The following is a 24,655-nucleotide window of genomic DNA, read 5'->3' as shown; positions in this document are numbered from 1 at the left end:
CGCTCATGAAACACAATGTGATGATGCTTACCTGTTCTATGATGGTGCTCACGGCCTGCAAGGCGGGGACACCGCCGCCTGCGATCAGCTATGATCGGGCCAGCTTCAAAGAGGCGACCATTAAAGCGGAGCCCGCACGTCCGGTCGAAATCGTTGAAGTCCCCAAACCCTTGCCCCTGCCGGGACAACTGATGCCGTTGCCAGGCCAATCACCCGCAGACAAGCTCTCGCCCGAACAACGGGTGGAGACGGCGAATAAGGCAGCACTACTGGAACCCTCCAAACACGGCTATATCAATGCCGTGCAGGTCTATCCCTATAGCGAGGGGGCGCTCTATCGTCTTTATGGCGCGCCGGGGCAGGTGACCGATATTGCCCTGCAGCCCGGTGAACAGCTCCGCGCCGTATCGGCCGGGGATACGGTACGCTGGGTGATTGGCGATACCACCAGCGGATCGGGGGATAACCAACAGGTTCATATCCTGATCAAACCCTTCGCTCCGGCGCTTAAAACCAATCTTATGATCGCCACCGACCAGCGGACCTACCATCTGCAAATGATCAGCACCGAAGAAACCGCGATGGCAGCGATTTCCTGGAACTATCCGCAGGATCGTCTGGTGATGTTACGCCGGAACAATGCAGAGGCCCTTGCGGCTCAACCGGTCGCGCATAATCTGGCGCTTGAGAAGATCAGCTTTGGCTACGAGATCGAAGGGGATAACCCGTCCTGGCGACCGGTCCGGGCCTTCGATGACGGGCACAAGGTCTATATCGAATTCCCCGAGCGTATCGATCGGGGAGAGGTGCCACCACTGTTCGTGATCGGTGCCAATGGCGACACCCAATTGGTCAATTACCGCAAGCGCGGCACTTATTACATCGTCGATCAGTTGTTCCGGGTGGCTGAACTGCGTATGGGCACCGACCCGCAGCAGGTGGTGCGGATCAGGCATCTCGACGCTTCCGGTGGGAGAACTCGCGATGACGGATAGGTCGGAGGAGAGTTTTGAACTGCGCGGTCGGCCCGATGCCCGGATTGTTCGCTTCCGGCGCAGTATCGTGATTGGGGTTACCGCACTGGGATCGGGAGCCCTTCTCGGGATCGCGATGATGGCCTTGCAAACCCCGTCCCTGAAAAACGCCAACGACAATGACGAGCTCTATCATGCCGGGCAGCAGGCGAGACCCGATCAGTTGGAAAACCTGCCCAAGGATTATTCCGAGATAAAGCAGGATGTACCAAAGCTCGGACCACCCTTGCCGGGTGATCTGGGGCGTCCGATTGTGGCGGCCCAACGCGCCCAGGGAATGGATGTTGCTTCCGGTGAGCTTTCGCTCGCCGAGCAACGGCAGGCACAACAGGCGATTGATGCAAGGGAGTCCGGTGTGTTTTTCTCGCTGGCCAATGCGGTATCTTCCGAACGACCAAACACTCAAGCTTCCGAAAATCGAGCCGCGATAAATGGGGATATTGCCTCATTAGAACCCAGTACCGATCCGAATGCGATTCCGGATGACCGGCAGAGCAAGCTCGACTTCATGCGCGACCATGACGACGGCGGAATTTATAACCCACATCCGTTGGAAACACCGGTCTCGCCCTGGCAGGTCATGGCGGGCAGCATCATTCCGGCCAGCCTTGTGACCGGGATCAATTCCGATCTGCCCGGTCAGATCATCGCCCAGGTGGATGCCAATGTGTATGACACTGTCACCGGCATGACCGTGCTGATCCCGCAAGGGGCCCGGCTGATCGGCACCTATGACAGCATGGTTGCCTTCGGTCAGTCGCGCGCACTGGTGGTCTGGCAGCGCATCCTGATGCCCGATGGAACGTCGATCCGGCTCGATAACATGCCGGCCTCTGATGCCAGCGGCTATGCCGGGCTCGAGGATGAGGTTGATTACCATACATGGCAGTTGCTCAAGGGCATCTCGCTGGCGACCCTGCTCGGGGTCGGGACCGAACTGACGCTTGGCAGCGACGAGAGCGATCTGGTGCGCGCCATTCGCGAAAGCACTCAGCAGAATGTTGATCGGGCCGGGCGGCAGATCACCGAGAAGAACCTCAATATCCAGCCGACCATCACAATTCGTCCTGGCTGGCCGGTCCGGGTGATCGTCCAGCGCGACCTTGTGCTCAAACCCTATGGTGGAGAGTAAAGATGATGAAGCTTGCCAAGCTGCCCGATCGCAAACCGGTCAAACTGACGGTGACTGTTAATGCCGATCTGAACCGGAAGCTTCGGGACTATGCGACGCTCTATCGGGAGACCTATGGTGAGAGCGAGGCGGTTGCCGAATTGATCCCGTTCATGCTTGAAGCGTTTCTTGAGAATGATCGGGCCTTTGTAAGGGCGCGGAAGGAGGGGCTGAAAGGTGGTGCGCAGGAGGGGCGGCAAAGCAAATCGTCGTGAGTGATGTGGGTCAGGTGTCAGTCTCATATGATGCCGGGGGCGGTTTTACAAAAGCTCGACATTTGTGAATAACTGCCAAGCTTTTGTAACATCTCGATATAGGGGCGCTGCTCTCGGGATATTTTACTAAATCCTGATTTTGATGGTTAAAAGCCATCAAAAGTTGAGAAATTAAAAATTCAATTGATGATGTTTTCAAAAAATGCGATTTTGATGGTTATGAGCCATCAAAGAACGCCAAGATTGAAACCGATGCTGGAGCGGGTGCCACCCGGCTTTCTGGTTGATGCGGCATGGTTGAAGCGGTTTGGCGTCGATCCCAAATCGATCCATAACTATGCCGAGCGCGGTTGGCTGGAGCGGGTGGTCCGGGGTGTTTATCGTCGGCCATTGTCACGCACGGATCATTCAGCCCGTTTGAACCGGAATCCCGCCCCTGATTGGCAGCTTGTTTTGCTGTCGATCCAGTCGATCATGGAGCATGAGGTCCATCTGGGAGGATTGAGTGCACTGACCTTCCATGGCTTTTCTCATTATCTGTCGCTGGGTAATAAAGAGCGTATCTATCTCTATGGCGAGGTGCCGTCCTGGCTTGCGCGATTGCCGGGAGAAACAGAGTTCATTGTCCGCTCGACCAACCTCTTTGGGAATGATCCGGCCGGTATCGAGAACGTGGAACGTCAACTTGAGAACATGAACGGCAATACCGGTCCGACTGTCAGTCCGTGGCATTGGCCGCTCAAGGTATCCTCACCAGAACGGGCGATCCTTGAGGCACTCGATGAATTGCCGTCGCATGCCGGCTTTGACAATCTCGACATGATTTTCCAGGGACTTGCCAATCTGCGTCCGAAACATCTTATGACCCTCCTGCGCGCTTGTCAGAGCATCAAGGTCAAACGACTGTTTTTCGTTTTTGCTGATCGTCACGCCCACGCTTGGCTGAAATATCTCGACAAATCTGCGATTGATTTGGGATCGGGGCCGCGGGCCTTGATCAAGGATGGAAAAATACATCCGATCTACCGGATATCAGTCCCCGAAGCGTTTATGCCCTCGGAGCAGGGGGAGGGAGCTCATAATGCGTGAGCGCTATGTCGAACAGGTTCGGCTGCTGATGCGCCTTCTGCCGGTGATTGCGCGAGAGGAAGTCTTCGCACTGAAAGGCGGTTCGGCGATCAATCTTTTCTACCGAGATTTACCCCGTCTGTCTGTTGATATTGATCTGACATATCTACCAATCGAAGATCGGGCGACGTCTCTTGCAAATATTGATCAGGCACTGGACCGGATCATCGCAGCGGCAAGCCGCGAAAACAGGGATGTGCGGTTTCAGCGGATCGCCGGTGGCGGAAATCTGGAAACCCGGATCATGGCCACACGTGGAACAACCAACGTGAAGATCGAGACGTCTCCGGTCATGCGCGGTACGGTTCTGCCGCCTGTATTGCACAAGGTATCCGATGCCGTGGAAGAGTCCTTCGGGTTTGCCGAGATGCATGTCCTCTCATTTGAGGATTTATATGCCGGAAAGTTACATGCCGCCCTTGATCGCCAGCATCCGCGGGACCTGTTTGACGTCAAACTGCTATATGAAAATGAAGGACTGACCGAAGATCTGCTGCGGGTTTTTTGGGTCTATGTCAGCACGTCGGGACGACCGCCGCATGAATTGCTCGCACCGGTTCCCGTCCCGATTGAAGAACTGCATGATCAGGAATTTGCAGGGATGACGCGAGACGAGGTCAATCCTGCTGATCTGGAAAACGTGCGGTTGCGCTTGATTGCCGATATTCAAAATGCCCTCACAGGGGAGTTTGCCCAATTCCTGTTGTCGCTGCATGATGGAGAGCCGGATTTTAATTTGATAGGTTTTCCTGCCGCAGAACAGCTTCCGGCTGTTCAATGGAAGCTTCTCAATCTGCGACGCCTCAAGGATGAGAACCCGGAGAAGCATGCTGAATTGCGGGGAAGGTTGGCAAAGTTGTTTTCCTGAGATCTGTTGGAAGTAAATTAGATGCCACGAGGAAAGAGTTCTGTAGAGTGCCAGCCTCTTCAATGGGTTACTTTTGCTTGTATCTCCTTAATTTTCTCCTATTTTCCCATCGGGAAACAGAGAGGTTCACGTGAGCTTGGATGTGATGACGCTACCAGAGGTCGCCAAATACCTCCGTCTCGCAGAAGAGACGGCTTATCGCTCTGGCGGTGGGGAAACTTCTAGGGTTCAAGGTTGGCAATTTCTGGCGATTTCTGCGCGCCGACATTGAGGTGTCGATTCATCGAAAAATGGCTGAAGTTGGAGCAGAGAGTGTGAACGCGGCTGAGTTTGTAAGGGCTAAAGCCGTGTTTATGGAGGCACAATATGAAAAATGAAAACATCGTCCAAAAAATTTGGAACCTTTGCCACATCCTTCGTGGTGACGGAATAAGCTACCATCAATATGTATCTGAATTAACGTACCTTCTTTTCCTCAAAATTGCAGAGGAAAATGGTGTCGAACGCCTGCTTCCCCAAGGGTCTCGCTGGAAAGATCTTGTTGAACAGCCGAAAGATGGCTTGTTGGGTTTTTACCAAGAAATGCTCACTCATCTTGGCACCAGCGCCGAAAGTGAAACGATTCAGGCTATATATGCATTCCCTACAACGGTATTTTCTCATGAAGAGAACCTTCACGCTGTAATCGATGGCATTGCTAAAATTGACTGGAATGATCTGGGTGATGATCGGTTTGGGCAAATCTATGAAGGTTTGATCGAAAAAAGCTCGCAAGATGTTCGTTCTGGAGCAGGACAGTATTTCACGCCAAGGGCATTGGTTAACTCCATTGTACGAATAATGAAACCTCAACCGGGTGAGGTTATCCAAGATCCCGCATCGGGAAGTGGTGGGTTTCTGATTGCGGCGGATCGCTTCGTTCGCTCGGAGAAGTCGAAATCGGCATACGAAAAAAGAGCTCCAAAATATCAAGGCGTTGAAATTGAGAAGAATACTCGTCGAATTTGTCTGATGAATACGTTTCTGAATGGTCTTGATGCCGAGATTATTTATGGCGATGCATTAACGGATGACGCTACAGGTCTCCTTCCAGCAGATCTAATTCTTGCTAACCCACCATTTGGCAGCAAAGCTGGTAGCAGAAGAACGCTCCGAGCGGATCTCCCGTATCAAAATGCAAATAAGCAGTTGGCTTTTCTTCAGCACATATATCTCGGTTTGAAACCTGGAGGGCGCGCCGCGGTTGTATTGCCTGACAACGTGCTATCTGATGATGGCGTAGGCAGGTTGATCCGGCAGGATCTGATGGATAAATGCAATCTACATACGGTTTTAAGACTTCCAACTGGAATTTTTGCGAGCGCGACTGTTAAAACTAATGTGTTGTTCTTTGATCGCGGTATGGAGAAAAAAGAAAATACAGGTTCGGTTTGGTTGTATGATTTGCGAACCAACATGCCGGTGTTTGGTAAAACCACACCGTTGTTAGACGATCATTTCTCTGAATTTGAGAAATGTTTCGGCAACGACCCGCATGGGAAATTTCAGCGATTCGATCAGGGAGAAACAGGTCGGTTCCGCTCTTTTAGCCGGCAGGAGATTGCTGACCGCGATGACGATCTGTTGATTTCTTGGCTGCACGAAGACAGTGGGGATATAGAGGATGCGATTGAAGCGCCGGAAGAGATTGCCGCTTTGATCCTTTCTCATCTTCAATCGGCAATGAATGAAATTGAAGCTGTTGTCGGGGAACTCGTAGAAGCTGCGGAGGTTGAAGAATGACGACTGGAGCTTTTGGGACGACGAACCAATTGTTTTTGGTAGAACGAACCCATGGGGGAGGATCGAAAGCCAACATTCAAGGAGGCAATAGGCAAGTTTTCGTCGCAGCAGAATCAACTTGCCGGAGCCTAGCAGAATGTACTGAAGTTGATCAGACTGGTATGTCCGCCCCTGCTGAGCCAGATATACAGCGGCCCAAGGAGAGCTACTTTGGTCAAGGGCAGGTCCAATCCACACAAGTGGGAGACGTGCATGAATGATTTGCCAAAGGGGTGGGCTGAAACTAATTTGGGACAAATAGCCCGACACCGACGAGAAAAATGCGACCCTTCTACCGTTCCTGAGGCTTCATTTATTGGTTTAGAAGACATTGAGGCGCATACGTCGAGAATTCTTCGCGTCGGAAAGGCTTCTGAAGTTCGAAGTCAAGTTTCCGTCTTCAAAGAGGGGGATGTCCTTTACAGCCGTTTGCGACCTTACCTCAACAAAGTAGTTGTTGCGCCATTTGATGGTGTTGCCTCGGCAGAAGTTCTTGCGATTGTTCCGAATGAAGTAACCATCGCTGATTTTGTGATGCGGCGTATCAAGATGCAGGATTTCCTTAACTTCACGGCGTTGCTTGATAAAGGTGATCGTCCGCGTGTTAGTTTCGATGAAATAGCAACATTTCCTGTAACTCTACCACCTCTAGCCGAGCAAAAGCGGATTGTTGCGAAGCTTAACGCTCTGACTTCCAGCACGGTGCGGGCTCGCGCCGCACTCGACAAAATCCCGGCGCTGATTGAAAAATATAAATCACGTATTTTGGATATGGCATTCTCAGGGGAGCTTACAAAAGATCTACGTCTCAAGCCTTCAAACAAAAAGGTTGACGTGAACGATCTGCCAACGGGGTGGGAAATCAAGCTTTTGGAGGATATCAGTGAGATTCAGGGTGGGATACAAGTTGGAAAGAAAAGAAGAGTTTCTACTGACTTAGTAAGTGTTCCATATCTGCGCGTCGCGAATGTCCAGCGTGGCTGGCTGAATCTTAATGAGATAAAAACCATAGAGGTTACTCACCTAGAGAAAGAACGCCTACTTCTTCGTGAGGGTGATATCCTTATGAATGAGGGTGGTGATCGTGACAAACTTGGTCGTGGATGGGTATGGGAGGGACAAATCTCGGACTGTATTCACCAGAATCATGTCTTCCGCATTCGCTTAAAGGATTGCTCCTTCCCGTCGAAGTTTGTGTCCCACTATGCCAACGAAAAAGGGCAAAGATATTTCTTTGAACAAGGTACACAAACTACCAACCTTGCGTCGGTGAGTAAGCAAAAAATAGCAGCCCTTCCAATGCCTGTGCCACCAAGTGATGAAGCGGTCGAAATTGTTCGCCGCATCGAAAGCACATTTGCTTGGCTCGACCGCGTGTCTGCCGAGTGCGCTGCTGCATCAAAGCAGATCGCCGTACTTGATGCATCTGTTTTTCAGGCAGCTTTCCGAGGAAGGATCGTTCGGCAAGATCCAAATGACGAAACCGCTTTAATGCTGCTCAATAGGGTTGAGACTGAAAAAAATTCGGTACAGGCAAAACCCAGGTCAAGGCGCAAGGCGGCGACGCGTTCCCAAAAGTCAATTAAGGTAGGGGAGAGGATGAAAAACTTGATCGATGTTTTGAAAATCAATGGGAACTGGGTTTCCGCCAGTGAGGCGGCGCAAGCGCTCGGCGTTGGCAATGGCTCGACATCTGATGCTGTTGAAAGATTCTATAACGAGTTGCGAGAACACCTTCAAAACGGCCTTGTTGAGGTTGAGCGTAGAGGACATGAAGACTGGGTTCGATTGACATCGGTCAGTAAGAGGTAAACATGCGTATCGATTGGTTATGGATTGGTGAATACAAAAACCTGAAAGACCTGACGATTGATTTCGCAGAGGAGCATTTGATTACCGTCCTGATTGGTCGAAATGGGACTGGTAAATCGAACGTTTTGGAAGCGATTACAGTTCTCTTTCGTGATCTGATCATGGGTGAAGATGCAAAAGGGAACAAAAATAAACCATCCTTCGCCTATCGCATCTCTTATCAAATAAAGGACAAATGGGTTCGCATAGATGCAGACCCAGAGAACAAGGAGCCATACCGCATTAAGCTTGCGCCTTATGCTCATGATGCGGAGCCTGCACCTGTTGCCCTAAGTTTTGATGAGGCCCCAGGCGAAGCATTGGCTGTTTCCAGATTGCGTGATGAGGAAGTCGGATACCTGCCGAAATTTCTATTTGGCTATTACTCGGGCCAAAGCGAGAGGATGGAAGAGGTTTTTCACAAGTATCTTGAACGTTACGACAAGGACCTTAGAGCGGGAAAAAACCCGGGCCTAAAGCGTTTGTTTTATGCGTTGCCTGTGCATAGCAACTTTGTCTTGTTGTCGTTTATTGTGAATAATGCCGAGTTGACTGATAATTTTCTGCAGGAGCAGCTCGGCTTAGAAGAAGGTGGGATTGATTCTGTTCTCTTCGTACTCAGAAAACCTTCATGGACATCCAAGGGTGGTGATCCGCGCTTTTGGAATGCACGTGGCGTGGTGTCGGAGTTTCTGGCAACGCTGTATGATATTTCTATTGCACCCTTAAGGATTACTCGGAAAGAGAAGGTAAGTCTCTGGAACTCCAAAACAATGGAGTTTTTGTATCTTTTCGTTAAAGATCTTGATGCTTTACGCAAGCTGCGTGCGGGGAAGAGCACAGCGCAGTTCTTTCAAGATCTAGAAAGCACCTATGTTTCCGAGCTGATTGATGAGGTGCGGATCAGGGTGAAGCTGCGGAAAAATGATGGGTCAGTTACATTCCGTGAACTCAGTGAAGGCGAACAGCAGCTCTTGACAGTTCTGGGTTTGCTTCGTTTTACGGCGGAAGAAGAAAGCCTGTTTTTGCTTGATGAGCCTGATACGCATCTGAACCCCAGATGGAGCGTCGAGTATCTTCAGCATATCCGCAATTTTCTAAACGTTAATGAGGGAGAAAAGCAGAGTAGCCATGTTCTCTTGGCAACGCACAATCCTGTTGCTGTCGCTGAACTTGAAAAGGAACAGGTTCAAATCCTTACAAGGGATAGGGAAACATTGACAATATCTGCAGCGGAACCTGATACGCACCCGCGTGGGATGGGGTATGCAGGTGTAATGACGAGCGAGATGTTTGGGTTAAGCGCCGCGCTGGACACACATACTCAAGACTTACTTGCAAGAAAACGTCGCATTAGTGCAAAAGACGAACTTGACCAAGATGATAGAAAAGAACTGAAGGAAATTAACGACGAGCTTCAAACTTATGGTTTCCGTTATGAGGTACGTGATCCAGAGCTTAAAGAGGCATTACGAAAGCTCAATCATGAACCGCATCCAACAAATGATAGGGAAGAAACACCTGAAGACTCTAAAAAGGCGGAGCGCTTGATCAATCAAGCTCTACAAAAGGAGGGGGATTGAGGACATGCGATACATCAACATGGACCAATTGAAGCTTCCTGATAACTGGCAGGCCCGCTCCCATATTGCACTTGCAGATGGAGCTGAAAGAATTAACGACCATTCAGATATTTGGCGAGATCTTAAGCCATTCTTGATGGAGATTTCACATAATAAATGCTTTTACTGCGAAATGGTACAGGAACGCTCTGATGGGGCTGTAGATCATTTTCGCCCAAAAAGTAAGTATCCGTGGTCGGCTTTCAGGCACAGCAACTATCGATTTGCATGTACATTTTGTAACAGTGTACGGACAGATAGGGAAAATGGGAAGACAGGTGGGAAAGGAGATAATTTTCCTCTTGTGGATGAAGCTCAGCGGGCAACGTGCCTTGACACGGAGCAAAATGAGAATCCGATCCTTTTGGATCCATGTGAGCCTGATGAACCAGGTCTTATAGATTTTGACCAATCGGGCAGGCCCATTCCGAGATATTCAGAGGAAGTACACGCTGGCCGCTATCGACGTGCAAATGAATCAATCAAGTTTTATCATTTGGGGCATTCAGACCTAGTTGACACTCGTACGATACTAGCCGTTTCAATAGAACGCAAAGTTAAGGCGGCAGAACGGCTATTTCCACTAACAGAATCTGGAAATGTAGTTATCGACAATTCCTTCAAAGAGCACGTGCGGACGCTAGCAAATTGTATTTCCGAGAATGCAGAATTATCCGTCTTTGCCCGAAGAATTTTGGCGGGTCATCGACATATTGAGTGGGTGGATAGCTTACTTTGCTCAGCGTGAGAGACTGAATTGGTTTTCGTATTTTATTAATAGTCGAACATAATTGCAGGCTGAGCGCACATAAGGGGGGCAAGATTTTAGACGGTTTTGAGCAATTTTATTCCAGCATATTATTTTGTTGGAAGAGGTTTGCTCATGACACAGAAGAAAAATGGAATGGCAAGGGTAATTCCATCTGCGGCCAATGACAATGGCGGTGGCGAGGAGGCGCAGCATTTGCGGACCATTGCGCACGCCATAGGCCATCATATCGCTCGACAACACTATTTGGCTTGGGAGAAAAAGCAACGTCGGGCAGCTAATGACAATAGTCCTGCCACATTGGGAGAAGAGATAAAGGGGCAAGGCCCCAAAGGGTGAACCTTTTGTTCTACGAGAAAGGAAGGCCTCATGACCCGTGTAGCATTGTATGCCCGTTATTCTTCCGACAACCAGAGTGAAAACTCCATCGAAGATCAGTTCCGTATTTGCCGGGAGCAGGCAAAGCGGGAGAGATGGCGAATTGTCGGCACCTATCAGGATGCGGCCATCTCAGGTGCCAGTATAACCTTACGACCGGGTATTCAAAGCCTGTTGCAAGATGCGCAGGCGAAGAAGTTCGATGTGGTGCTGGCAGAGGCATTGGATCGCGTCAGCCGGGATCAGGCCGATGTTGCAACTTTGTTCAAACATCTGAAGTTTGCTGGCGTGCGGATCATTACATTGGCCGAAGGTGAAATCTCCGAACTGCATGTTGGCCTCAAGGGCACCATGAATGCGCTCTTTCTCAAGGACCTTGCCGACAAGACCCGTCGAGGTCTCCGCGGGCGAGTTGAGAACGGTAAGTCCGGCGGCGGGGTTTGCTACGGCTATGATGTTGTAAAGCGCTTAAACAGCGACGGCGAGCCAGTTACAGGCGAGAGAAAAATCAACGCGGCAGAAGCCGAAATTGTGCGCCGCATTTTCCGTGAGTTTTCTGCGGGTAAAAGTCCGAAGGCGATCGCTGCTGATCTCAATCGGGAAGGCATACTCGGACCGTATGGTCGGGTTTGGGGTGATACGACCATTCGTGGTCATGTTTCTCGAGGGACTGGCATCGTGAATAACGAGCTTTATATCGGCGTGATGGTCTGGAACCGGCGCCGTTATGTAAAGAACCCGGCGACCGGAAGGCGGGTTTCACGACCTAACCCGGAAACCGAGTGGGTTCGGGCTGAGGTGCCTGGATTGCGTATCGTTGAAGATGATCTATGGCAGGCCACGCGTCGTCGGCAGGAAGAAATTTCCAGGAAGTATGCAAATGTTACCAAGGGTGTTCGCGAATACCATGCCGGAAAGCTCAATAGCTTGCGCAGACCGGCTTTCCTGTTTTCCGGTCTTATCAAGTGCGGTTGTTGTGGTGGTAACTACGGCATCATCACCCGGGACCGTTATGGTTGTCTGAATCGTTATCGTCGTGGAACCTGTGATAATGGTCGCACAATTGTTCGGGACAAAATTGAAGCCCGTGTTCTGGCCGGGCTGACCGAAAAACTGGTTTCTGCAGAGGCGGTGGCAGAAGCGGTTCAGGCGTATGCCGAAGGTCTGAACCAGATGAACCGGGAACGCCGTGCACAAGCTGTTCTTGATCGGCAGAAACTGGAAAAGGTCGAGCGCGGGATTGCGGGCATTATGTCGGCTATTGAAGATGGCATGTACCAGCCGGCGATGAAGTCCCGAATGGAAGAGCTTGAGCAGGAAAAACAAGAGATCATCGCGCGTATGGATGAGGTTCCTCAAGATGTTCCTGATATCCATCCCAATGTTGCGGAGATTTACCGGAAGAAGGTGCAAAATCTGACCGCAGCTCTCGACGATCCGCAAATGTATGCGGAGGCGGCAGACGCAATCAGGTCCGTAGTTGGAGAAATAATTGTTACGCCTGGAGATAAACGCGGCGACTTTCAAATCAGCTTGCGTGGTGAGTTAATGGGCATTCTGGACATTGCGACCGAGCGGAGAAGCCAATGTCCACCTGAAGTTATAACAAAGGTGGCCTCGGGCCCCCGCAACCAACATTAAAAAAGCTCGCCAAATGGCGGGCTTTTTTAATGTTTGTTTGCCCGGTGCATATGGATTGGAACCCGCAACAGGCCAAGCCTGTTGCCAGGTTCTTTGCGGAGCCCATAGGGCGGAGCTGAGCGAACAAAGTGAGCGCTAATCCTGCCAAAATCCAGGATGTTACTGGCAAGATTTTATGGCGAGATACGCAGAACTGTACTTTTGATAAGCATCATCAAATGTGCTCGTCAGGCCTTTGTCCGGATCAATTGTTTCCCGGACTTCCGGGAGGCTCATGACACTATTCGCGGCCAAACCGGTGGCAGCCGTGATGCCAAGTCGTGCAGCACCGAGTGCTGCTCCAAATTCTCCGCTTTTGGGAAGTGACAATGGGACGCCAAGAGTAGTCGCGATCAGCTGTATCCAGTATCGGGAGGCCGACCCACCGCCAATAGCGATCAAACGATCCAGTTTAGCGTTGGTTGCGGCCAATGCCTCAAAGCTGTCTCGCAAACCAAACGCAACACCTTCAAGCACGGCACGCGTAAGATCTTCGCGGCTGGTTTCGGTCGCCAGTCCTGTGAAGCTGCCACGGATCTCTGCATCGTTGTGTGGCGTTCTTTCGCCCGCCAGATAAGGGAGATAGCGGACAGTGCCGGGTTTTTTCAGGTTGCCATCAAGCTTTGAAGTTAGCTCTGTAGGGTTTTGACCGGTGATGCGCGCAAGCCAGTTCAGACTGTCTGTTGCCGAGAGCATAACGCCCATCTGGTACCATCGTCCCGGGATGGCATGACAGAATGTATGCAACGCGGTTTCTGGTGCCGGATGATAGCCGTCGCGTGCTGATAGCAATACACCAGATGTGCCAAGCGAGACAAATCCCTGTCCTTCATTCTGTGCGCCAATGCCACAGGCCGCTGCTGCATTATCACCCGCACCACCGGCAACCGAAACCGGCCCACCAAGACCCCATTTGTCCAAAAGAGCGGGACGCAGGCGACCGGCTTCGTCCGTACCTTCGACAAGGCGGGGCATCTGATCTTGGCGCATGTTTCCGGCAGACAGCAACGTGTTCGACCATGTCCGATTACCGACATCAAGCCATGAGGTGCCCGCGCTATCCGACATGTCCGCAACATATTCCCCGGTCAGGTAATAGTTAAGATAAGCGGCGGGCAGAAGAACCTTTGCGGTTTTTGCAAAAATATCGGGTTCGTTTTCCCGCACCCATTCAAGTTTCGGGGCGGTAAATCCCGGAAAGACGATATTGCCTGAAATGGCACGAAACGGTTCTTTGGCATCAAGGTGCGCGGCCTGCGTATGAGAGCGCGTGTCATTCCACAGAATACAGGGGCGCAAGACCCGTCCGCTGTTATCCAGAAGCGTCGCTCCATGCATATGGCCGGCTACGCCAATACCCCGCAGCGCGGCAAACTGCGGATAATTATCACGCAGCTCGGCAATGGAATCTTCCAGTGCCGCAATCCAGTCCGAAGGATTTTGCTCAGACCAACCCGGGTGCGGATGGCTGGCGTGATAGCTGCGTTCCGCTGAGCCTATCGGCACACCACCGTCGTCAATCAGCAGTAGGCGGATACCGGAGGTTCCCAGATCAATTCCAAGAAAAGTCATCCCAAAGCCTTCTGTGGAAATTCAAGCTGCCATATCTTGAGCGATGGCATGCGAATGTGTTGATGTTACGCAGGCTTGTGCAGAATTGCATCTCCAACGTCCAGAAGGCATTCAAAGATTTCTGACGCACCGGCGGATTTAAGCAGTTGGGTTTGATGTGAGCGAATATCATGTAAATGTGTTCCACCTACAAAACCTATAGCTCTCATCCCGGCTGAGATAGCTCCTTTTACGCCATGCGGAGAGTCTTCAATAACAACACAATCTTTGGGATCGGTTGCAATGCCCTCTGCGGCAAGCAGGAATAAGTCAGGCGCGGGTTTGCCATTGGCGACCTGCTCGGCACTGTATGCGGTGCCCGGGAAATGCGCGACAAGACCCGATATCTCAAGAGTTGCCTTCATTCGTCGCAAGGAGCTGCCGGTTGCAAGTGCCGTTTTCATCCCTGCATTGGAAAGCCGATCCAACAACCTTTCCGCATTCTCAATCTGTTGGAGGCGCGTTTGATACTCTGTTAGCAGGCGCGTTTCGACCCGGTCGACAAAATCGTCCGGGCAGGCCTGGCCGAGACGTTCGGAGACATGTCTGCAAATGTCTTGGATCGAAACCCCGAGAAACCGGTCACGGATATCATTAACCGTAATGCCATCAATTCCGAGGCGGTGCATTTCGGTTGCCAAAACCTCAAGTGACAAGGGTTCGCTGTCGACCAGACAACCGTCGAGGTCGAAAATTACTGCGGCAGGTGAATTCATCGGGCTCCCCTATATCCGCAGTTCGGTATCGCGGTCGAACAGATGCACGTTGACCGGATCAATCACATAATGAAGTTCGGAACCGGGGCGGGCAGAGATACGCTGTTTGACGAGGGCGTCAATGAGGTCACCGTTTGATTTCGCAACGATCTGGGTTTCAGAACCTGTTGGTTCAACGACCACGACATTCATTGCAATCCCCTCATCGCCAATGTCGATATGTTCGGGACGAATGCCGTAGGTCACTGATTTGCCCGTTGGTGTTGTGGTCGGTGGTATCGGCAGGATCAGGCCGTTATCGGATTCAAAGTGCTTCGTGCCATCGCGTTCTCCTATCTTGCCATGAACGAAATTCATCGAAGGCGAGCCGATGAAGCCAGCAACAAAAACGTTTATCGGATTGTCATACAGATCCAACGGAGAACCAATCTGCTCGACCCGGCCATCACGCATGACGACGATTTTGTCAGCCATGGTCATTGCTTCGATCTGATCATGGGTGACGTAGACAATCGTTGTGCCAAGACGCTGATGCAGTTCCTTGATCTCAACGCGCATGGTCACGCGCAGTTTGGCATCAAGGTTTGAGAGCGGCTCGTCAAACAAGAAGACTTGCGGATCTCGTACGATGGCGCGGCCCATGGCGACACGCTGGCGCTGGCCGCCGGAAAGCTGCTTGGGATAGCGGTCAAGAAGATGGGCAAGATCGAGAATTTCGGCGGCGTCGGTAACCTTTTGCTTTATCTCGCTTTCCGGTCGTTTTGCCATCTTGAGCGGGAAGCCGATATTTTCATAAACCGTTTTGTGGGGATAAAGTGCATAGCTTTGGAACACCATCGCGATATCGCGTTCTTTCGGCAGAACATCATTCACGATCCGTCCGCCAATCGAGATGGTGCCTTCGCTGATTTCCTCTAGCCCGGCAAGCATGCGCAACAGTGTTGATTTGCCACAGCCAGACGGCCCCACCAGGACGACAAACTCGCCATCCTTGATGTCGACATTCACCCCGTGCATGACTTGAACATTGGCGTAGCGCTTGATTACGTTTTCTATTTTTACGTCGGCCATAAGGCTTCTCCCTATTGCGGCAATTCGATCTGTAATTTGACATCCGCCGGTGGGGCGGATGCTGCGATCTCGAATGCGCGCACGCTGTCTTCGAATGCGAATGTTCTGGTGATTAGGGGTTTTACGTCGATTGCGCCGGAACTCAGCATGGCAACACAACGCGGAAAGACATGGGCATAACGGAAAATATTCTCGATCCGGGCTTCCCGGATCATCGCTGCCCCTGCGTCATAGCTGATCGGATCAGGCTGACCGCCAATCATGACGACACACCCACCCGGGCAAAGGGGTTCAAAAACCCCGGCGGCAGCCTTGGGCGAGCCGGTGGCTTCAAACACGATATCGGCCCCCCAGCCATCGGTGTCGCGTTTGATCACCTCGGGGATGTTTTGGGATTTGACATCAATTGGGATGATCGCCGCACTTAGGGATGCTGCTATTTCAAGCTTTTTTTCGGCAAGGTCGGCGACATACACTCGGGCACAGCCACCAGCCAATGCCGACAATGCGGTGACCAGTCCGATGGGGCCAGCCCCGATGACCACTGCGATATCGCCCGGTTTGATCCGGGCTTTGGTGGCGGCGTGGACACCCACTGCAAGCGGTTCGACCATGGCGGCCTCGGCAAAGGATACATTGTCGGGAAGCTTGAAGGTAAAGGCTTCGGGGTGCACACAGGTCGGGCGCAAAATCCCGTGTACCGGCGGGGTTGCCCAAAAGCGGACAGCCGGATCAACATTATACATGCCAAGGCGGGTTGCCTTGCTGTTGGGGTCGGGAACACCCGGCTCCATACAGACCCGGTCACCAACGGACAGCGTTGTGACATCGCTTCCGGTTTCGATCACGGTGCCGGATGCTTCGTGCCCCAGGATCATTGGCGCATTGACCACAAATGGACCAATCCGGCCATGGGTGTAGTAATGCACATCCGAACCGCAAATGCCGACGGTATGCATCTTGATGCGCACGTCGCGTGGGCCAAGGTCCTCTTCCTCGCGGTCAATGGCAGGAAAATCGCGCAGGGTAATGTCGTCTTTTTTTTCCAGAACCAACGATTTCATGGCGTTATCCTTTCCTGACGATAAAGACAGCAAGAGCAAGGGCAATGGCATTCGAAATCCAGATGGACAGACCCATTGGCTCCAGGAAGCGGAACCAGAACAGGGACATTGCCACCCAGATCACGACCGAGATAAAGCACCGGTCAAAAGCATTGGTTTCGATTGGCAGAAAGCCGTGCCGTTCTTCCGGGGCCTTGTTTTTTTCGGTGTCGTCTTCGGTCAGCGAGGCTGTATCAAGCTGTGTCGTATTGTGTCTGGTCATGGTGTTATCCTTTCACCGCGCCAAAGGTCAGACCGGCGACAATATGTTTTTGAACCACTCCGAACACGATCAGGGCAGGGATCAGGGTGAAGACTGAAATCGTGGCCATGATTCCCCACTCGGTCCCGGTGGTCGTGACATATTCCGAAAGGCCGGTGGTGAGGGTACGGGCATCGAAATTGGTAAGTGTTGCGGCCAGCAGATACTCGTTCCAGGCAAACACCCAGGTCAGGATCAGGGTCACAGCAAGCCCGGGCCGACAAAGCGGAAAAACGATTTCGGTAATAACTTTCCATGGGCTTGCACCATCGACATAGGCGGCTTCATCCAGTTCACGCGGGATGGCGTCAATCGTCGGGCGCAGGGTCCAGATCGCAAACGGCAGGTTAAAGGTGCAATAGACCAGAATCATGCCAATCCGGGTATCAAGCAGCATGAAATCGCCAACCCGGTAAACCTGCGTCATCAACAGGAAAAGCGGCAACAGGAACACCGCGGGCGGTGCCATACGGTTGGTGATCGTCCAGAAAAAGATGGATTCCTTTCCGCGGAGATTGAAACGCGATAGCGCATAGCAGGTAAAGAAACCAAGCACTGTGCACAGCACGGCATTCCCGGTCGAAATCACCAGTGAATTGACCATGTAGCTTCGGATCAACCGATTGCCGAGAACCTCGACATAGTTCCCCCAATAGGGATTGCTAACCAGAATGTCCGGTGTGCTGAAAAGCTGAACCGCGGGTTTGACCGAAATGACAAACAGCCAATAGATCGGAAACAGGGTCAGAAGGCTGATCAATATCCAGAAAAGCGTTGTCAGTAGCGGATTGCGCTTTTTCATCGTCTTATCCCTTCCGGTTCTTGCGCGGTGCGAGCATGCTGACATAGAGCAGCCAGCAAACCACGATGGTCAGATACAGCACGATCACCGAAATGGTAGAGCCATAGCCGTAATTGGTCTTGGGGAAGACTTCCTTGAAGATATGCACGCCAAGGAAACGGGTGGACGATCCCGGGCCACCCCCGGTTAGCATCCAGACTTCATCGACCGTGCGCAGGGCATCCATCAGGCGAATGAAAACGGTTGCGACCAGAGCCGGTGTGATCATCGGAAGGGTGATGTGCCAGAATGTCTGAGCTTTGTTCGCCCCGTCGATCTGGGCCTGTTCAAACGGATCGCGTGGCAGCGACACCAGTGCCGCGATCAGGGTCAGGGTGACAAGCGGCGTCCAGTGCCAGATATCCATGATGACGATGGTCAGGAAAGCAGCGGGGGCGGATGTCCCGATATTCATCGTGATCCCGAACCATTCATCCAGATAATGGGGGATGATCCCGATGGATGGTGTGGTCATCAGCTTCCAGACCGACCCGACAATGATCGGTGCCATAATCAGTGGCAGTGTATGGATCGTGCGAAAAATCGACTTTCCGGGGAATTCCCGCATAAAGGCCTGGGCCAGCAGATAACCGATCACCAGTTCAGAGAGAACGGCAAAGATGACAAAGGCAACTGTCACGCCCAGCGAATTCAGTAATGCGCTGTCAAAGACGATGCGCCTGAAATTCTCCGCGCCGTTGAAAATCATTTCGGGGGATGCCGCAAATGGATTCCATTGATGGAACGAGACGAAAACGACATACAGGAACGGCAAAACGCCAAAGAAAAACAGGATCACCAGCGTAGGGGCCAGGAGGATCCAACCAAGCTTGTTGGATTGCATCGTCAACTCCCTGGAAAAAGATGCAGTGTGGCGGTCACGCCGCCAAAGCGGGGATCATGCCGGGATCTGGTCGCTGCCCCATGGGGCAGCGACCATGACAGGTAAGATGGAGAAAGACCTTACTTGCGATAACCAAGATCGGTCAGTTCGGCCTCGGCCTTTGCTGCCATCTGATCAAGTCCCTCGTCCGGGCCAAGGTCGCCCGTCAGGATTTGATACAGGATCGGTGCAGTAGCTTCGCGAACCTGTGCATGGAACGGATATGCCGGGGCGCCGGCAAACAGATATCCCTTGTCACGCAGAAGATCATAATAACCGCCAAGTTCTTTGTTCATGGCCTGGACTTTGGGATCGTCATAGGTCGATTTGTTGGTCACACGCGGTGCGGCAACCGCCCAATCCGGCTGAACTTCGTCCTGACCGATATATTGCAGGAACAGCATCGCGGCTTTCTGGTTTTTTGACGTTGCTGGAATGCCAAAGGCACCCCCATCGTAATAACCGATATAACCTTTGCCGCCTTCGACTTCCTCAAGGATGCCGTCTTCCATCGGGGGCAGGGCGACCCCCACTTTTCCAACCACAAGCGATTTGGATTCATCGGCTGCGATCCAGCCGGCGTTTTCACCATAGACCAGACCTTGGGCAACACGACCCGCACCAAATGTGGTGCCGACTTCCGTCCAGGTCGAAGCATTGCTTTCAGGCGGGGCAATGTCGCGCATGCTCAGCCACCACTTCATGGCTTCCTTGGCTTCGGGGCTGTTCATCGAACCCCCATTGGCAACGGATGCGGCATAGTTGTTGTCCGCATCAATGCCCCAGTTATAGACGCCATAAGTCGGGGCAATGGTTTCAAAGAACTCGTACCAGGATGCCGGATGGCCGGTATGGGCCTGTGCGGTGGTGCCCCACAGATCCAGATCGTGATCTTCGCCCCACTTGGTGAAGAAGCGGGCGATCTCGCCATATTCTTCATGCGTGGTGGCCGGTTTCAGTTCGTGGCCGGTTTCTGCCTTGAAGGCTTCCTTGATTTCCGGATCGTTGAACAGGTCGGTACGATAGAGATAGATCTTGATGAAGGCTTCCATAGGGACGCCATACAGGTGACCGTTTTCGCCCCGGAAATAGTCGGCAAAGGTGGTGAAGTTGTTCTCGCTGTAAGTCGGTGCCTTAAGGGACGGATTATCGGCCAGAAGTTTGGTCGTGTCTGTCAGGAAGTCGCGCGCCAGATAGGAATAGACAATGTCCTGTTCAATAAATACCATGTCATAGATGCCGGTTCCAGCTTCCATGTCCTTGATGGCCTTGTCATACATCTGATCCCAGGACGTGGTCTCGATATCAACGCGGATACCGGTCAGTTCCTCGAATTGTGGGGCGAGGACTTCGCGAATGTAATTGGATGGCGGTGTGGATTCCGTCACGCCATGCAGTGTGACATCCTGATAGGGGGCGGCTGCTTCTTTCCAGAATGCATCATCAGCATAAGCAGTGCTTGAGGCGACAGCCATGGCTAAGGCTGAGACGCCCACTTTGAGTGCAAAATTCATTGAATATTCCTCCCGTTGGTTGATGGGGGATCGCATTTGGCAGTCTTGCGCTGCATTGGATTTGCGATTCCGGTCGCCGGAAGAATGCATATGTAATATATTTGATGCAAGTGAAAATTTTCATTTGTAATTTTTGAATTACATTTGTTAGTTTGCGTGACGTGACAATTGCACAGGGCCAATGTGCAGGGCGACAAGAGGAAATAATTCATGCCAAGAGAACCACTTGAGGATAGCGAAGGTTTCGTGACCGAGGTCTGTTGGCGCTATTACGTGAACGGCCAGACACAGGCGGAAGTCGCGCGTGATATGGGGGTAACCCGCCTGCGTGTTAATCAGGCGATTCAGAAAGCAAAGTCGCTGGGGTTGGTGAAAATCCAGATCGAGTCGCCTTTTGTAACCCGGCTTGAAGCGCAAAAACGTTTGGAACAGGCAGGAGTTGGCAAAGCGCTGGTCGTGCCGGTAGATCATAACAATTATGACTATCACGCCCCTGTTGGCGCGGCACTTGCCCACTATCTGACAACCACGCTCAAGACTGAGCCGTGGAAAAGGATCGGGGTTTCCTGGGGGGTAACATTGCAGCGCGCGATGGAGCGTTTGCCGCTTCATTCCCTGCCGGATCTGGAAATTCTTGCCCTGATGGGCGGGACGGCGGCCGGATCATCCTTTAATGCCTTTAGCATTGCTTCGGGCTTTGCCGAGCGGTTTGACGCCAACTATTCACATCTGGTTGCACCGATTTATCTGCCCGATGATGTGGATAAGGATATTTTCCTCAGCCAGGAAATCTATGCATCCCATATCGAGCGGTGCCTTTCTGCTGATGCCGCCCTTCTGGTCGTGGGGGATGTGTCCGATCTTTCATTTATGGTGAAATATGGTTTGCCAGCGGATCTGACCATGCAGGAATTGCGTGACGCGGGTGCGGTCGGGGATGTTCTTGGCCGTTTTCTTGATGCTGATGGGAACGAGATTGACCATCCGCTAAACGAGCGAACGGTCGGGGTCGACCTGAACGCGCTAGCAGATATTCCCAACAAGATCCTGACGGCGGCCGGCAAACACAAGGTCCCAATCATTCATGCAGCGATCAAGCGCGGGTTGGTGGACACACTTGTTACAGATGATCTGACCGCAGATATTCTGCTGGAACGCATGACTTAATCAGTAACGCAGCGCATCGCAAAACGAGAAAAGCAGCGGCAAACAATAAGCCGGCCATGGTGCAAATTGCGTAATCATTATCAGGGAAACGTCGCTTCATGACCGATACATTCAAGGGAAAAACAGTCGTGATCACAGGGGCTGGCAAAGGCATCGGTCGTGCCTGCGCCCATCTTCTGGCTGAACGCGGTGCCTCCGTCATCGCCATGGCCAGAACACAAGGTGATCTTGATGCGCTGAATGCCCAGATCGGGGCGCGCACGATTCAGGTGGATTTGTCCGACAGTAGGGCGGCACGCACTGCCATGCAGACCGCAGGGACGGCAGACTTTCTGATCAATTGTGCCGGGACCAATGTCCTTGAAAGTGTGCTTGAGATGACCGATGTGGGGTATGAAACCGTGATGGGAATCAACCTGCGGGCGGCTTTGATTTGTGCGCAGGAATTTGCACGTGCCCGGGTGAGAGCAGGTGGTGGTGGGGCGATTGTTAATGTGACATCCATCGCCGGGCATCGCGGGTTTGAGGAACATATGTGCTACGCTGCCTCCAAGGCGGGGCTGGAAGGCGCGACCCGCGTCATGGCCAAGGAGCTTGGACCGTACGGTACTCGGGTCAATGCCATTGCCCCCACTATTACCATGACCGAACTTGCCGCGACGACATGGTCGGAGCCGGCCAAAGCCGATCCGATGATGGTTCGTCACCCCCAGGGGCGCTTTGCCGAGGTAGATGACGTTGCCCGTTCGATCATCATGTTGTTGAGCGACGATGCGTCCTTCGTCAGTGGGGCTGTCTTGCCTGTGGATGGCGGTTTTCTGGCTGTCTGATCTCAATCATTTTTATCGGAGACGAATTATGGCTCAATCCCTTCAGGGCAAAGTTGCTGTTGTCACTGGCGCTGCCTCGGGCATCGGTCTTGCTACTACGCGCGCGCTTCTTGAAGCTGGCGCAAAGGTTGTGATGGTTGACTACAATAAGGATGCCCTTTCTCAGTTGACGACTGAATTGGGGGCGAATGCTATTGCGCAACATACCAATCTGCTTGATGCAGATAGCTGTGCTGCGATGGTTCCCGAAATCCTGCAAAAGGTCGACCATATCGACATTCTGCATTGCAACGCAGGTTCCTATATCGGTGGTGATTTGACCGAAACAGACACCGCAACGATTGATCGGATGCTGAACCTGAACGTCAATGCCGTGATGAAGAATGTTCGTGATGTGATCCCGCACATGCAGGAACGCAAAACTGGTGACATCGTTGTGACGGCTTCCGTTGCAGGTCATATGCCGATCCAGTGGGAGCCGGTTTACTCCGGATCAAAATGGGCAATCACTTGCTTTGTGCAAACCATGCGTCGCCAGCTAAACAAGCACGGCATTCGTGTCGCACAAGTTTCGCCGGGGCCGGTCGTTTCGGCCCTTTTGGCAGACTGGCCCGAAGAGAATCTGCGTAAAGCCAAGGAAAATGGCGCGCTGCTTGATCCCGAGGAAGTATCCGATGCGGTGATTTACATGCTGTCGCGCCCGCGTACGGTGACGATCCGTGACATGATCGTTTTGCCCACCAACTTTGATATCTAACTTTACGGTTTTGGCACAGGCATCTTGAAATTTCTTGATGTGCCTGTGCCAAAGATCAACATTTGCGTTGCGGCTAGGTTGTTAAACTTACCGCGAATTGAAAGATGCTATAGCAGATTGCTATTTGGCAGCAGATACCACGACTTCGATCAGGGTATTTGCGCCAAGTTCATTGACGCCGATTGTTGCACGAGTTGGCAGAATTTCGCCGGGGAGCCATAGCCAGCCAGCGGTTACCAAGCTTTTTATTGATTGCAGTCAAAAAAGAAGGCCCCCGCTTTCGCGGGAGCCAGTTCCAGCAGTGCCGGTTCGTGTGTTTCTGGATTAATCGTTATCGTGATGATCCATGGTGCCGACTTGACCGTCTTCGCTGACTTTGATCCAGGTGCTGCCGAGGTGGTTGCGCATCAGGTCATTCAGTTTGACGGCATCACGACTTTCAATGGCTTTCAGAATTTCCTCATGCTCGCTAATCGCGGTTGGCCATTTTGTATTGCGCATGTTGGATCGATAACGGATGCGATAAAGTCGCGCATTCATGCGTTCATGGGTTTCAATCAGCAATGGATTTCCCGATGCCATTACAAGGGCGCGGTGAATCCGCTGGTTGAGTTTGAAATAGGCGAGGCGGTCCTTGCGGGCAAAGGCGGCAAGCATTTCGTAATGCAGGGCACGGATTTCGTCGATTTCTTCGTCGGTCGCGCGTTTGCAGGCCAGTTCCCCGGCAAGACCTTCGATCCCGCCAAGAAATTCAAGCATGTGCTTGACGTCTTCGGGGCTTGGATTTGCCGCAATCGCACCGCGTGAAGGCAGAAGTTCGACAAGGCCGTCAACGGCCAGAATCCGCAAGGCTTCGCGCAGGGGAGTGCGTGATATATTAAGCTGTTGAGCCAATGTGCGTTCGCGGATCGGTTTGCCCGGCGGAATGATGTCTTGCACGATCATGTCGCGCAGGACATTTGCTGCCTGTTGGGCCAGCGGCAGGTCGCTGTTCTCCGAGATGGTTGCGAGTGGTGCATCGACAATCGGCTCGTAGGTGTCGAGGTCGGATTCTGATCCGGCGTTTAGCGTGATGTTACTCAAACCATTCTTCCCTGCGTATCGTCATTGCGCAAACTATAGGATGCGTAATGAATAAGAGCAAGGCAAAAATGGTATACCAAAAAATATGGTATACCATTTGGGGGTGGAGGAGGGTGGATCTTGTCAATGATGATTGATCCTAAGTTTTTGTTTTGTATCAAATTTTATGGTTCTCTGTCAATGAAGTCAGGCCTAAGGTGATTTTTTGTTGACTCTCGGTATCTTCAATATGGTATACCAAAATCAAGCGCGGCAAAGATCGTGCGTTCCCAGCTACCGG

23 protein-coding genes are annotated in these 24,655 nt (G+C 52.0%); 14 read left to right on the top strand and 9 right to left on the bottom strand.

Going from position 1 to position 24,655, the window contains the following annotated elements; all coding sequences use genetic code 11:
- Nucleotides 1–5 precede the first annotated feature (5 nt).
- From trbG to BC440_RS17135, 11 genes are all read left to right on the top strand, one after another.
- Nucleotides 6–995: a P-type conjugative transfer protein TrbG gene (gene trbG, locus BC440_RS17185; protein WP_071240717.1), complete on the top strand. Its 990-nt coding sequence runs from the start codon at nt 6–8 to the stop codon at nt 993–995.
- Nucleotides 985–2,166 (top strand): TrbI/VirB10 family protein, encoded by a 1,182-nt coding sequence (locus BC440_RS17180; RefSeq protein WP_071240716.1) that lies wholly within the window; start codon nt 985–987, stop codon nt 2,164–2,166. Before trbG ends, BC440_RS17180 begins: the two co-directional genes overlap by 11 nt.
- Before the next feature lie 2 nt (nt 2,167–2,168).
- Nucleotides 2,169–2,420, top strand: coding sequence for a DUF2274 domain-containing protein (locus BC440_RS17175; protein WP_071240715.1), 252 nt, complete (start codon nt 2,169–2,171; stop codon nt 2,418–2,420).
- Nucleotides 2,421–2,639: 219 nt separating this feature from the next.
- Nucleotides 2,640–3,509: a type IV toxin-antitoxin system AbiEi family antitoxin domain-containing protein gene (locus tag BC440_RS17170; RefSeq protein WP_071240771.1), complete on the top strand. Its 870-nt coding sequence runs from the start codon at nt 2,640–2,642 to the stop codon at nt 3,507–3,509.
- Complete coding sequence (locus tag BC440_RS17165; RefSeq protein ID WP_230729410.1) at nt 3,424–4,416, top strand: nucleotidyl transferase AbiEii/AbiGii toxin family protein; 993 nt, start codon at nt 3,424–3,426, stop codon at nt 4,414–4,416. Before BC440_RS17170 ends, BC440_RS17165 begins: the two co-directional genes overlap by 86 nt.
- Before the next feature lie 366 nt (nt 4,417–4,782).
- Nucleotides 4,783–6,198, top strand: coding sequence for an N-6 DNA methylase (locus tag BC440_RS17160; RefSeq protein WP_071240714.1), 1,416 nt, complete (start codon nt 4,783–4,785; stop codon nt 6,196–6,198).
- Nucleotides 6,199–6,450: 252 nt separating this feature from the next.
- Nucleotides 6,451–8,049: a restriction endonuclease subunit S gene (locus BC440_RS17150; protein WP_071240712.1), complete on the top strand. Its 1,599-nt coding sequence runs from the start codon at nt 6,451–6,453 to the stop codon at nt 8,047–8,049.
- Nucleotides 8,050–8,051: 2 nt separating this feature from the next.
- Nucleotides 8,052–9,671: an ATP-binding protein gene (locus tag BC440_RS17145; protein ID WP_071240711.1), complete on the top strand. Its 1,620-nt coding sequence runs from the start codon at nt 8,052–8,054 to the stop codon at nt 9,669–9,671.
- 4 nt (nt 9,672–9,675) lie between these two features.
- Nucleotides 9,676–10,458 carry a hypothetical protein gene (locus BC440_RS22460; RefSeq protein WP_083379409.1) on the top strand — a complete coding sequence of 261 codons (783 nt, stop codon included), beginning with the start codon at nt 9,676–9,678 and terminating at the stop codon, nt 10,456–10,458.
- Between the two features lie 135 nt (nt 10,459–10,593).
- Entirely contained in the window at nt 10,594–10,818 is a 225-nt protein-coding gene (locus BC440_RS17140) for a hypothetical protein (RefSeq protein ID WP_071240710.1), read from the top strand.
- Between the two features lie 30 nt (nt 10,819–10,848).
- The gene (locus BC440_RS17135) at nt 10,849–12,498 is read left to right on the top strand and encodes a recombinase family protein (RefSeq protein WP_071240709.1); all 1,650 of its coding nucleotides are present in this window, start codon (nt 10,849–10,851) and stop codon (nt 12,496–12,498) included.
- Between the two features lie 159 nt (nt 12,499–12,657).
- Here BC440_RS17135 and xylB read toward each other — a convergent pair whose 3' ends face one another.
- From xylB to BC440_RS17095, 8 genes are all read right to left on the bottom strand, one after another.
- Nucleotides 12,658–14,109 carry a xylulokinase gene (gene xylB / locus BC440_RS17130; protein ID WP_071240708.1) on the bottom strand — a complete coding sequence of 484 codons (1,452 nt, stop codon included), beginning with the start codon at nt 14,107–14,109 and terminating at the stop codon, nt 12,658–12,660.
- Between the two features lie 65 nt (nt 14,110–14,174).
- On the bottom strand, nt 14,175–14,864 hold the full coding sequence (locus BC440_RS17125; protein ID WP_071240707.1) for an HAD family phosphatase: 690 nt from the start codon (nt 14,862–14,864) through the stop codon (nt 14,175–14,177).
- A gap of 9 nt (nt 14,865–14,873) precedes the next feature.
- Nucleotides 14,874–15,935: a sn-glycerol-3-phosphate ABC transporter ATP-binding protein UgpC gene (gene ugpC, locus BC440_RS17120; RefSeq protein WP_071240706.1), complete on the bottom strand. Its 1,062-nt coding sequence runs from the start codon at nt 15,933–15,935 to the stop codon at nt 14,874–14,876.
- A gap of 11 nt (nt 15,936–15,946) precedes the next feature.
- Complete coding sequence (locus tag BC440_RS17115) at nt 15,947–16,999, bottom strand: NAD(P)-dependent alcohol dehydrogenase (RefSeq protein ID WP_071240705.1); 1,053 nt, start codon at nt 16,997–16,999, stop codon at nt 15,947–15,949.
- Nucleotides 17,000–17,003: 4 nt separating this feature from the next.
- Nucleotides 17,004–17,261: a DUF2160 family membrane protein gene (locus BC440_RS17110; RefSeq protein WP_071240704.1), complete on the bottom strand. Its 258-nt coding sequence runs from the start codon at nt 17,259–17,261 to the stop codon at nt 17,004–17,006.
- A 4-nt stretch (nt 17,262–17,265) separates the two neighbouring features.
- Complete coding sequence (locus tag BC440_RS17105) at nt 17,266–18,102, bottom strand: carbohydrate ABC transporter permease (protein ID WP_071240703.1); 837 nt, start codon at nt 18,100–18,102, stop codon at nt 17,266–17,268.
- A 4-nt stretch (nt 18,103–18,106) separates the two neighbouring features.
- The gene (locus tag BC440_RS17100) at nt 18,107–18,985 is read right to left on the bottom strand and encodes a sugar ABC transporter permease (RefSeq protein ID WP_071240702.1); all 879 of its coding nucleotides are present in this window, start codon (nt 18,983–18,985) and stop codon (nt 18,107–18,109) included.
- Nucleotides 18,986–19,104: 119 nt separating this feature from the next.
- Entirely contained in the window at nt 19,105–20,538 is a 1,434-nt protein-coding gene (locus BC440_RS17095; RefSeq protein ID WP_071240701.1) for an extracellular solute-binding protein, read from the bottom strand.
- A 210-nt stretch (nt 20,539–20,748) separates the two neighbouring features.
- On the opposite strand from BC440_RS17095, the gene BC440_RS17090 reads away from it, so the two are divergent.
- From BC440_RS17090 to BC440_RS17080, 3 genes are all read left to right on the top strand, one after another.
- Nucleotides 20,749–21,705 (top strand): sugar-binding domain-containing protein, encoded by a 957-nt coding sequence (locus tag BC440_RS17090; RefSeq protein WP_071240700.1) that lies wholly within the window; start codon nt 20,749–20,751, stop codon nt 21,703–21,705.
- A 98-nt stretch (nt 21,706–21,803) separates the two neighbouring features.
- Nucleotides 21,804–22,535: an SDR family oxidoreductase gene (locus tag BC440_RS17085; protein WP_071240699.1), complete on the top strand. Its 732-nt coding sequence runs from the start codon at nt 21,804–21,806 to the stop codon at nt 22,533–22,535.
- 28 nt (nt 22,536–22,563) lie between these two features.
- The gene (locus BC440_RS17080; RefSeq protein WP_071240698.1) at nt 22,564–23,292 is read left to right on the top strand and encodes an SDR family oxidoreductase; all 729 of its coding nucleotides are present in this window, start codon (nt 22,564–22,566) and stop codon (nt 23,290–23,292) included.
- A gap of 324 nt (nt 23,293–23,616) precedes the next feature.
- On the opposite strand, the gene BC440_RS17075 is transcribed toward BC440_RS17080, so the two are convergent.
- The gene (locus BC440_RS17075) at nt 23,617–24,375 is read right to left on the bottom strand and encodes a GntR family transcriptional regulator (RefSeq protein WP_210766367.1); all 759 of its coding nucleotides are present in this window, start codon (nt 24,373–24,375) and stop codon (nt 23,617–23,619) included.
- Nucleotides 24,376–24,655 lie beyond the last annotated feature (280 nt).

Origin of the sequence: Thalassospira sp. MIT1004, from assembly GCF_001858545.1 — a bacterium.
Taxonomy (GTDB): domain Bacteria; phylum Pseudomonadota; class Alphaproteobacteria; order Rhodospirillales; family Thalassospiraceae; genus Thalassospira; species Thalassospira xiamenensis.
This window is presented reverse-complemented; position numbering and strand designations above follow the sequence as displayed.